This window comes from Singulisphaera photorubra (assembly GCF_045290345.1).
GTDB lineage: Bacteria > Planctomycetota > Planctomycetia > Isosphaerales > Isosphaeraceae > Singulisphaera.
Genome location: NZ_CP155447.1, coordinates 9200976 through 9215343, shown reverse-complemented (window position 1 = coordinate 9215343; position 14368 = coordinate 9200976). Strand labels below are relative to the sequence as shown.

At 61.4% G+C, this 14368-nt stretch carries 12 protein-coding genes; 4 read left to right on the top strand and 8 right to left on the bottom strand.

Translation table 11 applies throughout. From position 1 onward, the window contains the following. Positions 1–21: 21 nt before the first annotated feature. Positions 22–3618 carry an Ig-like domain-containing protein gene (locus V5E97_RS34390; RefSeq protein ID WP_406696052.1) on the top strand — a complete coding sequence of 1199 codons (3597 nt, stop codon included), beginning with the start codon at positions 22–24 and terminating at the stop codon, positions 3616–3618. Between the two features lie 64 nt (positions 3619–3682). On the opposite strand, the gene V5E97_RS34385 is transcribed toward V5E97_RS34390, so the two are convergent. Then, positions 3683–4009 (bottom strand): hypothetical protein, encoded by a 327-nt coding sequence (locus V5E97_RS34385; RefSeq protein ID WP_406696051.1) that lies wholly within the window; start codon positions 4007–4009, stop codon positions 3683–3685. Between the two features lie 200 nt (positions 4010–4209). Here V5E97_RS34385 and V5E97_RS34380 point away from each other — a divergent pair, with 200 nt between their 5' ends. Then, complete coding sequence (locus tag V5E97_RS34380) at positions 4210–5853, top strand: ABC1 kinase family protein (protein WP_406696050.1); 1644 nt, start codon at positions 4210–4212, stop codon at positions 5851–5853. A 100-nt stretch (positions 5854–5953) separates the two neighbouring features. Here V5E97_RS34380 and V5E97_RS34375 read toward each other — a convergent pair whose 3' ends face one another. From V5E97_RS34375 to V5E97_RS34345, 7 genes are all read right to left on the bottom strand, one after another. Then, complete coding sequence (locus V5E97_RS34375; protein WP_406696049.1) at positions 5954–7834, bottom strand: M56 family metallopeptidase; 1881 nt, start codon at positions 7832–7834, stop codon at positions 5954–5956. Continuing rightward, a complete protein-coding gene (locus tag V5E97_RS34370) occupies positions 7798–8256 on the bottom strand; it encodes a BlaI/MecI/CopY family transcriptional regulator (protein ID WP_406696048.1) in 459 nt (152 codons plus the stop codon). The genes V5E97_RS34375 and V5E97_RS34370 overlap by 37 nt, the downstream gene beginning before the upstream one ends. 426 nt (positions 8257–8682) lie before the next feature. Beyond that, positions 8683–9921, bottom strand: a complete 1239-nt coding sequence (locus V5E97_RS34365; RefSeq protein WP_406696047.1) for a C45 family autoproteolytic acyltransferase/hydrolase — start codon at positions 9919–9921, stop codon at positions 8683–8685. A gap of 113 nt (positions 9922–10034) precedes the next feature. Beyond that, positions 10035–11609: a glutamine-hydrolyzing GMP synthase gene (guaA, locus tag V5E97_RS34360; protein ID WP_406696046.1), complete on the bottom strand. Its 1575-nt coding sequence runs from the start codon at positions 11607–11609 to the stop codon at positions 10035–10037. 153 nt (positions 11610–11762) lie between these two features. Beyond that, positions 11763–12419 (bottom strand): metallophosphoesterase family protein, encoded by a 657-nt coding sequence (locus V5E97_RS34355; RefSeq protein WP_406696045.1) that lies wholly within the window; start codon positions 12417–12419, stop codon positions 11763–11765. Positions 12420–12429: 10 nt separating this feature from the next. After that, positions 12430–13278 (bottom strand): pyrroline-5-carboxylate reductase, encoded by an 849-nt coding sequence (gene proC / locus V5E97_RS34350; protein WP_406696044.1) that lies wholly within the window; start codon positions 13276–13278, stop codon positions 12430–12432. Beyond that, a complete protein-coding gene (locus tag V5E97_RS34345) occupies positions 13278–13418 on the bottom strand; it encodes a hypothetical protein (protein WP_406696043.1) in 141 nt (46 codons plus the stop codon). The genes proC and V5E97_RS34345 overlap by 1 nt, the downstream gene beginning before the upstream one ends. Before the next feature lie 129 nt (positions 13419–13547). Here V5E97_RS34345 and rpmF point away from each other — a divergent pair, with 129 nt between their 5' ends. Together rpmF and rpmB are read left to right on the top strand one after the other, a co-directional pair. Next, positions 13548–13748, top strand: a complete 201-nt coding sequence (gene rpmF / locus V5E97_RS34340; protein ID WP_044147536.1) for a 50S ribosomal protein L32 — start codon at positions 13548–13550, stop codon at positions 13746–13748. Positions 13749–13786: 38 nt separating this feature from the next. After that, the gene (rpmB, locus tag V5E97_RS34335; RefSeq protein ID WP_015245811.1) at positions 13787–14107 is read left to right on the top strand and encodes a 50S ribosomal protein L28; all 321 of its coding nucleotides are present in this window, start codon (positions 13787–13789) and stop codon (positions 14105–14107) included. Positions 14108–14368: the final 261 nt, after the last annotated feature.

The following is a 14368-nucleotide window of genomic DNA, read 5'->3' as shown; positions in this document are numbered from 1 at the left end:
GCGCTTGAAGGACGAGTCTTGATGGCCACGCAGGCCGTCACGGGGATTTGGCTCGGCCAGGATGGCCACGACGTGGTTGGAACAACGCAGAACGGCCCGCCCAATGAAGTTCAAGACATGCACATTGCTGTCTCGAACCTTCCCTCAGATCGTACGGTCGTGAAGGTGGATGTGCTCGGCTATGATGGCGGGCAATGGGTGTACAACGGCCGGCCGGGACCGAGTCCCGCGGGTTGGATTCAGGCGCCCGGAGCGACGACGGCGGATCTCTATCTCGATCCTTATATGGTCGAGACGGGCCGCACCTTCTTCGTGAGTCTTGTGTACGATGACACCACGAGCGTTGTGATCCACGTCCAAGGCGGGACTGCCGATCCCAACCTCCGGATGCCAAGTGCGCTGGCGACCGTACAGTGGGTTGGCCAGGACGGCCAGGATCTGACCGGACCGGGTGCCGGGGTTGGCCCGGACGGGATTCAGGATATTCGTCTTGCACTCACCAATCTGTCGTCGAGGGTTGGTGTCGCGTCGTTGAACGTAAGAGCTGCGTCAGGGGCGGGATGGAGCTTCGGAACCAACCCGGGTTCGCTCTCGAATGCCGAGTTTCGGAAACGAATGTCTGACCCGACCAAGGCGGACCTCTACTTCAATCCGATTCCAGGCCTGTCCGGCCAGGTGCTCACGCTCACTGTCGTCTACACCGATGGCAAGTCCGATGAAATGACCGTGGTCGCGGGTTCATCCGACCCGGGGTTGAGAATCCCGAGCCAGGTGCCCGCTGTCGTAACGTGGGGGACCATCGGAGCCGGCTGGGTCGGTCAGGATGGTTTCAACCCATTGGCCCTCGGTGATGTGCATGTGGCCGTGAGCGGACTGCCGGCAGGGCGGTCGGTGGTTTCCGCAACGCTCAGCGATGAAGCACGAAGCAACTGGGGCTTTCAGGCCAACCCGGGCTCGAGCGGCTGGGTGGATCCGTTCGCCCGCCGCCTGACTTTCCAACGGTCGACGACCGACGCCTCGCGTGCGGACATCGGATTTTCCCCAATCCGCGACGAGACCGGGAGCACAATGACCCTGCGCGTGGTGCTCGATGACGGCAGTATGCACGCGGTTCAGTTCGCGGGAGGGGCTGTTAATCTCGGCAATCGGGCCCCCACGGCCTCGACAAACTCGATCGTGGCCAGGCCGGGAGACAATCTTGTCATCCTGATCAATCAATATGGTTCCATCCATCTGAGTGCGGGCGTTTACCAGGTCAGCCAACCATTGTTGCTCGCTCGCCCGATCATCATCACGGCCGATCCTGGCGCGACGATTCTGTTCAGTCAGGCGGCCAGTGACCCGGTGTGGACGACCGCAATCAACGTCGAATGCGGGAATACGACGCTCGATGGATTCTCGGTCCGATTCGCGGGGCCGATCCGGTGGGCGACCGGAACCGGCTCGGAACCCTCCGTGATCGGCACTCCCGATCTCTACGGTGGGGCCCCGAGGACTCCGCTCGTGAATATCCGCCTGACCCATCTCGACCTGATGTCTCCCCCCGCCGCGAGCAGTTGGGAGTCCGCCGCGCACTTGATCTGGGTGACTCGAGCCGAGAGCGGCGTGATCGCCGACAACATCCTCAAGGGAGGAATGACCGAGTTCAACAACGGGCCTTGGTTGGTTACGGGGAACAACTACCAGGGTACAGTTCCTAACACGTTCGCGTACACCGCATTCGCGGGCCACTACACCCATGACGTTCTGATCGCGAACAACACGGTCCAGCCCGTCGGTTCGACGGGAAAGTCCTGGCGGTTCCTTGTGATGACGGGATCAGGATATCGCGATGTCATTCGTGATAATAACGTCTCCGGCATCGGTCCGATGGACAACGATACCGTTGCTCACCCGAATGCGCCTGAGATCGTGCTGACCGAGTCGTATCGCCTCAACTACGAGGGAGCGGTTTCGTCCATCTCGACGGATGGTCGAGTCGTGCAGATCCCTTACCTTCAGGGAGGAGTGGCGACGACCGGAGATGTGATCTCCATTCTTTCAGGGCCCGAGGCCGGTCAATGGCGGCTGATTGCCCAGTCACTCAGTCCCACGACATACCTTCTCAACGCGCCCATGTCGCCTGGGAACCTCATCATCTCGATCTCCACGGGATTTATTCAGGAAACTTTTCAAGGCAATACGATCGACGCTCGCGGCAGTTCCATTGCCGAAGGGATGATCCTCGCGGGGAACCACTTCGATACCAAGGTCCTCAATAATCACTTTATTGGGGGCAACCATGGTTTAAGAATCGCGGCTGCTGGGAGCGAATCCCCCGTGATGTGGGGATGGAGTCGCGCCCCGATTCTCGGAGCAACCGTCCGAGGGAACACCTTTGAGGACAATCTCCGGGGCGCCGTCTTCGAGGTTGAGGAAAGCATCTACACGAAGCGAAGCGAAAATCGCACCTACATGTCGCTTGCGTTCACTGACAACGCCATCGTGTGGAGCGAGGCGTTCTTGGCGGCCCGGGCGCAAGCGAATCTCGGTCTGCCGACGACGTTCGAGGCCGGCAACTCGCGCACGACCGACCCGTCAGGGGTCGTCGTCACGGCCAGCGGGAATACGTTCAAGGGGCCGGCAAGCCTGCGCTCGACCGCCTCCTGGAAAGTTTACGCAGCCACTCTCAACGGCCAGCGAGTCACCAACCAGTCTGTCGCTCTCCTCCCGGCTGTCACATTGACGGCCCCAACCGGGCTCGGACTCGTCCGCGATACCGGAGCGAGCGCAACGGACGGTGTGACCAATGACAGTCGACTCCGGTTTACCACCGTGACCGATGCCACCGGCTATGAGTATAGCCTGGGCAATGCTCCAAATTCCTTCAAGCCGGTCTCATCGCCGACCTCATTCGTTCCCGATGGTCTGACCCAGGGATCGAACACCGTCTATGTCCGCGCCTATGATTCCAGCGGCAATCGAGGGCCGATCGCCTCTGTCATTATGATTTACGACTCGATCGCTCCTGGAGCTGTCGCCCACCTGATTGCGTTTCAGGACGGCCGCGTGCAGTTCGAGGCAACCGGGATCGACGAGACTCACGAATATCGACTTGGGGGCTCAGGAACCTATCTCTTCCTGGGTCGCACCACGCAATTTTCGACCGCCGACCTGCTCAAGGGACCTCGGACGGTCCAGGTACACTCGATCGACCTGGCCGGAAATGTGGGCCCTGATGCGATCACGACGATCATACCGCGATGGGTTTCCGTCGAGCGGGAGGAGGTTGTTGAAACAACCCCACCCCTCTCAATCCCGTTACAGTTACAGGTGAGTCCTGAGACCCGAACGGAACCAGCCCAACCAGGCGCCGTGGTGAAACCATCGGATGTGCGACCAGCCGGAATTTTAGCAGGCCCGAGGAGAGCGAGTGGACATCGTTGGTTCCTACTCACCCGGCTCACGGCACAGCGCCGACAGGCTTCACTTTGGCAATCGAGTGGGCCGAAGGGAACCGGAGCCGGCAATCGACTGCGATTCGCCCCTCACTTGGCCGAAGCAAATCACAGTCCTGCCGGTCTGAGACAGCGGTTGCATTCACTGCTCCAGTGGAAGCAGAGTCAGCGCCAACGCTGAGGTGGAGCGATGGTGACGATCTCCGGGGACCGTCGCCATGTCTCGCCTTTGATACGAATCGAGATCAACGCTCGTTGAGAATCTTCTGGGTGATTTCTCGCTCGCAGATCTTGCACCACTTCCATCGGTTCTGACCGATCGTATCATCCAAGTGAACCTTAGCGATACTGATCGACCGGTACCAGATGGCGACTTCCTCGTCGCCGACCTTGTCGAGCTTGGCACAACGGGCGAAGTGCAGGAGATTCGTTCCTGCCTTGATCGCTTTCTTCTTCACATCCTCCAATGGAATGGAACCATGGAAGATGAAGCCGATCGCTTCAAGGCGAGCCTCATCGAGCTCGTCTGACGAATCGAGGGGGCGGACCCCCGCCTGATCCTGAATGGGCATAGTGGGTTCCCGTTCCCAACACCTTACAGCACCGCGTATTACGGGCTCAAATGTATCGAAAATTACTTCGCCTGGCAAGGCCGACACGTCAACTCCTCCCAGTCAGCGCGGTTGTAGCGGGGGGGAATGACGCAGTAAGCTGGAGTCGCGACGGAACTCGAGCGATGGGGTAGCGTCCCGACTTCAGGAACTGTATCAACTTGATTCGTGAAACGGTTAGTCATCTCCGCGACCTCCCTCGTTACCGCCAGATCCTGGCGTCCCTGATGCGCTACGGCTATCAGGATGTGGTCGCGGCGCTTCATCTCGAAGGGATTGTTCGCCCAATCGAGCGGGTGGCGCTCGGCGACGATGTCCCTCCCCAGGACCGCGCCAGGCGGCTACGGATGGTCTGCGAGGACCTTGGTCCCACTTTCGTGAAACTCGGCCAGGTCCTCAGTACGCGTCCCGACCTTTTGCCCGAAGCCTATACGACCGAGCTCGCCTCGCTTCGTGACGATGTTCGCCCGTTCCCTTCCGAGGAGGCCGAGGCGATTCTCACGGAGGAATTTGGCGGTCCTCCTTCCGAAGTATTCGCCCGACTCGATCCGATCCCAGTCGCATCCGCCTCGATTTCTCAAGTCCATCGCGCGACGCTGCATGACGGCCGACTGGTCGCGCTCAAAATTCGCCGGCCAGGGATCGAGAAGGTGGTCCACGCCGATCTCGACATCCTCAAGAACCTGGCCCAACTGGCAGAACGCCGGCTTGCCTTCATGGCCCCTTACGCGCCGGTCGCCTTGGTCCGGGAGTTCGAGCGGACCTTGAAGCGCGAGATGGATTTCACCGTCGAACGGCGGACCATGGAACGATGCCAACTCCAGTTCGCCAAGAACAAGACGGCGCATATCCCATTCGTCGTCGCCGAGTTCTCGACGACCCGAGTCCTGGCGATGGAGTTTATCGGCGGAGTCGGGGTCAACGACCGTGACGGCTTGAGGCAGATCGGGATCGAGCCCGCCGTCGTCGCCGTCCGAGGGGCCCGGATCCTCCTCACCCAGATCTTCGAGTATGGTTTCTTCCATGCCGATCCCCATCCGGGCAACCTCCGAGTCTTGCCTGGCGGCGTGATCGCGCCTCTCGACTACGGCATGTTCGGCCAGCTCGACTCGCGGACCCGGGAACGGATCGCCGACTTGCTGAATGGATTACTCTCCCAGGACACCGACCGCGTGATCCGGGCGCTCAATTCGCTCGAGATCCGCGGAGACCATGTCGATGTTCGCGCACTACGACGCGACGTGGCCGAGCTCGTTGCATCCTACTCCGACCTTTCGCTCGACAACATCAATCTCGGAGTCTTGCTTCGCGAGCTCATCGCGTTTATCCGAACGCACGACCTACACATCCCTCCTGACCTCGTGCTTCTGATCCGCTCCTTGGTCACAATTGAAGGGGTGGGACGCGCCCTCGACCCTCACTTCGACATTGCGAGCGAACTCTACCCGTTCATCCGCAACCTCTCGTTGAAACGGTTCGGACCCTGGCGAATGCTGGAGACGAGCGTTCGGACGGCCGAGGACATGCAGCGGATCGCCACCTTGTTGCCCGACGTCCTCGGCCAATCGCTGGAGTCGATCAAGAGGGGAAAGCTGACCGTTCACTTCGACCTGCAGCACTTCGAAAATTTGGTGAGGCAATTGAGCCGCGCGAGCCACGTCCTCGCGGTTGGGATCGTGCTCGCGGGCCTGATTGTCGGATCGGCAATGGTCTTCCGTGGGGGATCGACGTCCCTCGCCTACGGTGGTTTCTCGATCGGACTGGTTCTCGGCCTCTGGCTGGTCTGGGCAATGTCGAGATCGTAGGCTAGAGACAGTCGACGAAACCAGCAGGCACTCTCTCGTAGTAGGGTGTGCGTTTCCCATCCCAATCGTCATATCGAGATGCCGACCGCCGATCCACGCTTCACCGGCCTGGAGGCCGCCCGACCGGCAACGGCGGGCGTGTCGATCGTGAATCTTCCGCGTTGTTCAGCACAATTTGCCTGGGTGTGATGATAATTAACTGTTCGCTCATCACGGATCGAGGGCCGACCTGACGCTCATGATTCCCCAGGCTGAGGACCAGGCTGGATCCCTCAGGAACGTCGCACTTCCCCTTCGAGTAAACTAGGACGGCTCCCGGATCGATCGCAGGCCCAGCCTGACCAGCGACGAGTGTCGGCTCACTGACCTCGACCGTGAGACGCGTCGCTTTGAGTAAGTGCATCCCACTGACATTCACCTGGACCCCAGCATCCTTTTTCCGCTCGCCTGCACGTGCTTTCAGGATCGGCTTCGTCTGGCTTGAGGAGCTTTGGATCTTTCCAGGTCCATTGATAATGAGTGCGTGAGCGTTTTCGAAAGTCGTCACCTTTGGTGCTTGGACATGGTTCGAGTTAGCCTCATCGAGCATATGCTTGATGAAAACGAAGAAGGCCGACTGGTCAATGATCCACCCGTTCATGCCCGCCTGCTGGTCGAGCGCCGTGAGCTGTCCCTGGAGTTGCAGACGCCAGTCGTCGGGTTCACGCTCGATAAACCGCACATCGTAGGAGATCTCCCGAACGGCTTCGTTCATCGGCGGGGAGGCAGGGACCGGGAGTGGCACCAGAGTTGTGTCCGCACTCGAACGGGCGTCCTGCTTCGCCTCCAGGGAAGGCCCAGATGGCGGGCGGGACGGCGAAGGCTTCTCCTCGGCGAATCCGATGGAGGAGGCCACGAGGGCCACGGCGACGGCCGAAAGCAAGGCGGCGATGGGCCAGGCCTGAGGGCGGGAACGAATGGGCGTCATGCCAATGAGCTCCTGAATGCGGGGAAGAAGTGAAGAACTCTCACCCCCGAACGCCGCGCCGATGCGGCGAGGCAGCGGGGGACCGACACGGAGGCGTGCCACGGACTCCAGGGCCCTGGCCAGCGCCATCGGATCGCCAGTGAGACGAACCGCGAGAGCGTCGGCGCAGAGTTCACGCTGGCAGCGTAGGGACCGCGACAGCCAATGGACCCCGGGGTGAAAAAACAGCAAGGATTCCAGGATCCGTTGGGCCAAGTTTACGAGGTGGTCGGACCGCCGTGCGTGTGCCAATTCATGAGCGAGAACGGCCTCGAGCGAATCGGGACCGGCGGCGGCGAGCCAGCGTTCCGGCAGCAAGATGACGGGACGGAACAAACCGCAGAGGCAGGGTTCGTCCAAGGTCGAGTGGACCCGAATCGCCGGGATGATCCTGAGTCGCAAGAGTCGACCAAGCCGTTGGACCCGCTCCTCCACCGACCGAGGTGCCGGCGCTGCATCCCGACAGAGTTGGTGCAATCCTTTTATGCCAAGAGCCAGCACCGTCGACAGGCCAACCACGACCAGTGCCCATGAGGTGAGGGCATAAGGCCGAATCACACGTGCAACGACGACCACGCGATCACGTGTGAAGTCCAGGAACCGAAGCAACCGGATCGCATGCGAAATTCCTCCAGAGTTCGGAGAATTGGCAAGCAGGGGAGCACCCTGCATTCGGCCTGTCGACTCTCCTGGCACGATCGCGGCAGTCGTCGCCGCTCTCGCGGAGTCGCCTGCGGAGTGACGCACGGCCGTGAGGTACTGGACCGCCGTGAGAACGAGGGGACTGAACGCGACCAGGCCGAGGGACACGAACAGAGCCGCGTGACGCGACCGGTGCGATCGCACCCACCGAGTCTGAAAGCCCAATGCAACGAGAGCGGCCATGACAAGCCCAAGCCAGACGCTGTGAAGCAGCCCGAGCCAGACCAAGCCCCCGATCAACCCCTGGAGCGCTTCGGTCGCGAGCGTTTGCAAGGATCACCTCCTTCCTTGGTTTCACTTGCGCGGCGGTCCTCGTACCCGTCGAGGAGCGACCGAATCTGGTCGAGCTCATCGGCCGACGGCGTGGACTGGTCGAGCAGGTGCGCGACGAGCAGACTGGCCGACCCACTGTAGGCCCGCTCGAGCGTTTCACTCAGCAGCGACCGTAGCGTCTGCTCACGCGGTAACACCGGCTCGTAAAGAAACGCACGCCCCTGAGGTGAACGTCGCAGCATTCCCTTCTCAGTCATGACATTCATGAGGCTCATGACCGAGGTATAGGCCCGGGGCGTGTCGGCCTGTTGGTTCACAACCTCCAGGATGTCCCGCACCGTCGCTGGAGCGTTACGTTCCCAGAGCGTCTTGAGTATCTCCAACTCAGCGGGGGTCGGCTGTTCGGCTCGTGGACGTGCCATGAGGGCAATGACTCCCGGCTTCAGAACATGTTCCCAGGTGACGGTCAGCAGTCTACTGGTTTAGCCGTAGAAATCAACGGCAAAACCCGTAGTCACGAAGTTAGTCCGCGCGGAGCACCCGCAAGGGATGGTTCGAGGAGTGGAACGAGCGGATGCGCTTTGAGGAGGAGGAGCGGGATGTGTCGGTCACTGCGGGGTGGACCGAGATCGGGAGCGGAGGGTTCCGCAAGTTCAGCGGGCGAGCCGATCAGTCAAAAGCAATGCCATCGCGTACGCATCTATGCCAAACACATGACCACGGTTTTTCCTGTTTGCTTTAATGCATGGCAACCCCGGCCGGGCGACCGTCAGAGCCTACTCAATGGCATTGACGATCGCCCTGCAGGGGCCGTGGAAGGCGTGGAAATCGATTCTGCCCCAGCCAGGTCAAGGGGTCGCCGAGGCGCCCTGGATCACGGTCTTGGGTGCGGGGGCCCCGCTAGAGGGGGGCGGCGGAAATGTCGGAGCTTGTGACGTTGGTTCGTGCGTCAGCAACTCGGTGAGTTGGAAGGCATGGTAGGGCTGCGTGGCCGCAGGGGCGCCGTCTTTGGCGGCGTTGGCGACCCAGAAACGGCTCGACTTGGTTTCGAAGAGGACGCTATGAAGGTTTGACTTCATCGCCACCGGCCGATCCATCAGAGCCCGCGCGGAGTCGGCGTCGAACGTCCCGAAACCTGCTTTGACCCGGCGCGCGAGTTCTTCGTAACGGTCGCCGGCAGAGAGGAGCACAGCGTCTTTGATGGCGTGCGGAAGTCGGGGATGGGTTCCCCCCATCGGCACCACGCCGAAGTTGTTCCACGACGCTTCCATGCCCACGCCCTTGCCGCTCTTGCCATCGGCGATGACATAGTAATATTCGCAGGTCCGTGGGTTGTCACGGAAGACGGCGATCGCCTGGTCGAGGTCGTCGGCCTGCTCGAGCACCATCCGGACCAGGATGGCCATCGGGATGCCGTCCCAGTGGCCGAGGCCCCGGCCCCCCATCTCGCCGATCGAGATCTGACGCGCGTTCATGCCGGTTACCGACCCGATGAACCCAGCGTACGTGACGTTCACGAACGGAATCCGTCCCTCCGGTTCGGCGACTATCAGCACGGCATGATCCTGAAGCCGCCAGTCGCACCCGTAGTCCAGGATCCGGCCGTGATAGAGCGTCCCGTCCTTCGTCGCCGAGCCACTGACCGCGAAGCCGGAGCAGTGAAATAGCTCGGGGATGAAGTTGGCGACGGTAACTTCCTGAACGTCGAGGCCCGCCCCTTCGGCCATGCCTCGCATTTCCTCGAAGAACCGCTCGGGAACAAACTTCTTCTGGGTTGCGGCGATGCCACCAATCGCTCGCTTGGGATTCAAGAGCCTGATGCCAGCGACCTCGAGCTTCAACTCGTTCGCCTTCTCCTCGAAGAGAAAGCGAACGTTCTCCCGGATGTCCTCTTTGAGCAAAACCCCGTGCTGATACCCCATTTCATAAGGGGTTCCTTTGAGGTGGAGTACCCGATAGCCGTTGACTTCCTCCAGGAAACCGGCCCCGCAACGGCCGATCGTCTTGGTCTCGGCCTGAAGTGGTGAGACCGCCCAGACGACCAGTAGCAGAGTCAGCCCGATCGTGCGAATCGACGTCCGAAGCATTGTCCGGTCTCCTAAAAACGCTCCCGGAAAAGCCGTTCCTCGCCTCGCGCCGAAGCGCGATCGCCCGCGTCATTATTCACACGCGGGCGATCGAAAAGGGAGAGTGATCCGGCTCATTCCCACTCGATCGTGCCCGGGGGCTTGCTCGTGACGTCGTAGACGACTCGATTGATCCCCTTGACGGAGTTGATGATCCGCGTGGAAGCGCGAGCGAGCAGGTCGTGCGGCAGACGCGACCAGTCGGCCGTCATGAAGTCGTCCGTGTCGACCGATCGAAGCGCGATGGCATTCTCGTAGGTCCGGCCGTCTCCCATGACGCCGACGGACTGGACGGGCAGGAGCACAGCGAACGCTTGCGCGACCTGCCGCTCGAGACCGGCTTGTCGGAGTTCGTCGAGAAAGATCGAATCGGCCTGGCGGAGCACTTCCAGACGCTCCGCGTTGATGGTCCCGAGGCAGCGGACTGCCAGTCCGGGTCCAGGGAACGGATGTCTCCAGACGAGGCTGTCGGGGAGCCCGAGCTCAAGGCCGAGCCGGCGGACCTCATCCTTGAAAAGATCGCGAAGCGGCTCGATCAACTCGAATCCGAGTTCCGCGGGAAGCCCACCGACATTGTGGTGATGCTTAATCGTCGCGGCAGGACCGTCGCGGTCGCCGCCGCTCTCGATCACGTCGGGGTAGAGGGTACCCTGGGCGAGGAACCGAGCCGCGGGGATCGTTTTCGCTTCCTCGCGAAACACGTCGACGAAGGTATGACCGATCCGGATCCGCTTCTCCTGGGGGTCGCTGACCCCGTCGAGGGCATGGAGAAATTGTGCGGTTGCGTCGACCACGCGGAGCTCTGCGTTGGAATGGGCTCCGAACGCTTCGGCGACCGCGTTCCGCTCACCCGCACGAAGCAACCCGTTGTCCACGAAGACACAGACGACTCGCGGTCCGAGCGCTTTCGCCAAGAGAGCGGCGGCGACCGCCGAATCCACTCCTCCCGAAAGACCACAGACGACTCGATCGCTGGGGCCGACGCGCTCCTGAATCTCAACGATGGAGCGTTCAATGAACGCTCCCATCGTCCAGGTCCCGCGGCTGTGGCAGATTCGGTCGAGAAAATTGCCGAGGATCAGCGCTCCATACGGCGTATGCGCGACCTCGGGATGGAATTGGAGTCCATAGACGGGCCGCGTCTTGTGGCGAACGGCAGCCACGGGGCAGGTCGACGTCGTGGCCAGCGCCACGAAATCCTCACCGGCATCGTGGACCTGGTCGCCGTGACTCATCCAGACGGTCGTCGACTCGGGGACGTTGTGAAAGAGATCCTCCGAGTGGTTGAGCACCTTCAGGTCAGCCCGGCCATATTCACCGGCAGGGCAGGGGCGCACGGTGCCACCCATGGCCTTACAAGCCAACTGCATCCCATAGCAGATCCCTAAAATCGGGACGCCCAACTCAAACAAACCAGGGTCGCACTGAGGTGCCCCTGGTTCATAGACGCTCGACGGCCCTCCGGAGAGGATGATCGCCATCGGATTCAGTTCGCGGGCTCGCTCGGCCGTCAGGTCATGACGCACGATTCGGGCGAACGCGTGGCGTTCCCGAACTCGCCGAGCAATGAGCTGGACGTACTGCGATCCGAAATCAACTACCAGCACAGGCCGATCGGCGGGGTCCGGGCGCTCCATGAGCGTCGTCATCTCCCTCAGGACGATGAAGATCTCGTTCGAGATCAAAACGTCAGCCTACCACACGCACGGCCCGGTGCACATCACAAGAATCGAATGAGTGGAGAAATAAATCGAGGAACGCCGGGTCAGCGGAGTGTCCCATTCAACCTGAATCAACCGCGCTCAACCCGGCTTCGTTTTTGTCGCAGGGGCTTCCTCGGGCCACGGGTCGAGGGAGATCAGGTCACCACTCTCCACGTCATGAAAGCTGACCGAGAGTGTCGTCAGGTCGACGAGGGCGAACGTCCGAGAGCTATTTTTCACAACCGGCATTGAAACGACCGAGCCTGGATTGACGACGAGCCCTTGGTCGCAACGAAACCACATGGGCTCATGCGTGTGACCGACCACGAGGAGGTCCGCACCGAGAGCAGCCAGGTCGGCGCGAAGGGCCGACGGCGGGTGGGTCCGCCGCTGGATGAACTCCATGTCGCTGCGCGGTGAGCCGTGGACGATGACCCCAACTTGCTTGAGGTCAGCGACGAGAAGCTCGAAGGGGAGAGCGGCCAGCGTTTTCAGCGTGTCAGGGCTGGGCGTCCCGCCGCCGAACTCATCGGGAATGCCAACCCCTCGCTCGAGGGCCCAGCGGTCGTGGTTGCCTCGCACCGAGGCGATTTGATGTTCCTCGAGAAAGGCAACCACGCGGTCGGGATACGGGCCATATCCGACGAGGTCGCCGGCGCAGACGATTCGATCGGCCCCCATGACGGTCAAATGCGACCAGGCGAGCTCCAAGGCTAAAGGGTCGCCGTGGATGTCGGAGATCAGGCCAAGTTTCACAAGTTCCCTTTCACTTCTGGCCGGCTTGAGCGACCTGAGCGGCGAGCTCGGACGAGCGCTTGGTGGCCGCCTCGACCGCGTCGATCAGGGCGGCGCGAATCGACCCTCGCTCCAATGCGTGCAGGCCCGCAATCGTCGTCCCGCCGGGGCTTGTCACCTGATCTTTGAGTGTCCCCGTGTGCAGGCCAGTCTCCAGCACCATCCGGGCGGCCCCCAAAACCGTCTGAGCGGCCAGCGCTGTCGCCACGTCCCGAGGAAGGCCGACCCGGACCCCGCCGTCGGAAAGCGCCTCGATCATTACATAAACGAACGCAGGTCCACTGCCGGAGAGCCCCGTGACCGCATCGAGAAGCGACTCGGGGACGCGAAAGGCAAGCCCGACCGACTCGAGACAGGACCGGACGATGCCATCGTCCGATTCCCGGGCCCCAGCGCCGAGGCAATAGCCCGCGGCCCCCGCACCCACCAGCGCAGGGGTGTTCGGCATCACTCGCGCCAGCCTGCGATCGGCTCCGAGCCCGGCAGCCAAGGTCCCGAGCGAGACCCCCGCGGCGATCGAGATCAGCAGATGGTCCGACGTCACCGAACCCCGAAGCATCTGTAGCACTTCCGACATGCTCTGGGGCTTGACCGCCAGGATGAGTACGTCGCTGTCCTGGACCACCTGCTCGTTGGTGGCCCGGGACGTGATGCCCGTTTCATCCGCGAGCAACGTACGGGCCGCTTCGATCGGGTCGCTGGCGAAAATGGTTTCGGGAGTGGCGATCCCCGCGCGAAGCATTCCGCGAATCAACGCGGTGGCCATTTTCCCAGCGCCAATGAAGCCCCAGCGCAGCGGCGTCGTGTTCGTCGTGTTCATCAGACCTCAATCACAAAGAGAGTCGGGACGTGACCGACTTGCCCGAATTCCTTGATCCGCAACGAGCTAAAGCCAGTCGACCGCAATCGGCCGATCCGTTCGTATCCCCAAGGATAAGGCTCGTCGCTGAGCGATCGCAATCCGTTCTCCCCAGATCCGAAAAACGGGATGAACCCGCGAAAGTCGACCTTGAATTCCGAAGTCTAATCCGGATAATAGCTTTCTTTTCCAGAACACACTTGATCGCGTGGTTTTCGGGAGAGTCTGTCGTGGCCGTACCAAAGAGACGAACATCCAAATCAGCCAAGGGAAAGCGTCGGAGCCACGACTTCCTGGTTGCTCCCGCCCTGAATGTTTGCCCGCAGTGCAAGCTCGCGGTGCCCCCGCACAAGGTTTGCGACCTGGTCGAGGAATGCGGCAACGTCCAGCGCAGCAAGCCGCACAACCCGTTGGCCAAAGAAAAAGTCTGAACACCGCCAGGGCGCGAGATTGACAAGGAGCCTGTCCCATGGGACGCCAGTGCGAAGTTAGTGGTAAGAAGACCGCGTTTGGAAACCATATCACCACGCGCGGTAAAGCCAAGTATCTTGGCGGCGTAGGTATCAAAACGACCGGCGTGAGCCGCCGTTGCTTCCGTCCCAATCTCCAGCGCATCCACGTTTGGCTGCCCAACGGAACCACCCGTTACGTTCGGGTCGCCACGTCGGTCATCCGATCCGGAATCCTGACCCTTGAAGTCGATGGGAAAATGAAGACCTTCCCCTTGATCAAGGCCTCCAAAGGAAGCGCCAAAGCCCGAGCCGAACTCAAGAATCTCTACCCGATCTGATATGGGACGAGAATTCTTCGCGCAATGAGCCCCACCATCGGCGACACGCTCGCGGTCGATGCTGTGGGGCATTCTCATGCGCCTCGAGAATCACCCGGCAAATACGTCTCCGGTAGGGGACCTGGCCAAACCTGGCCAGGTCTCCTACCGGTCGCCCTTCTCTTCGCGATCGCGGCTCTCCTGACGGGTTTCATGTATCAATTCTGGCGAACAACCCGATCGCCGATACTTCCCCAGGTGGGCGACCAGCCAGGTGGGTCT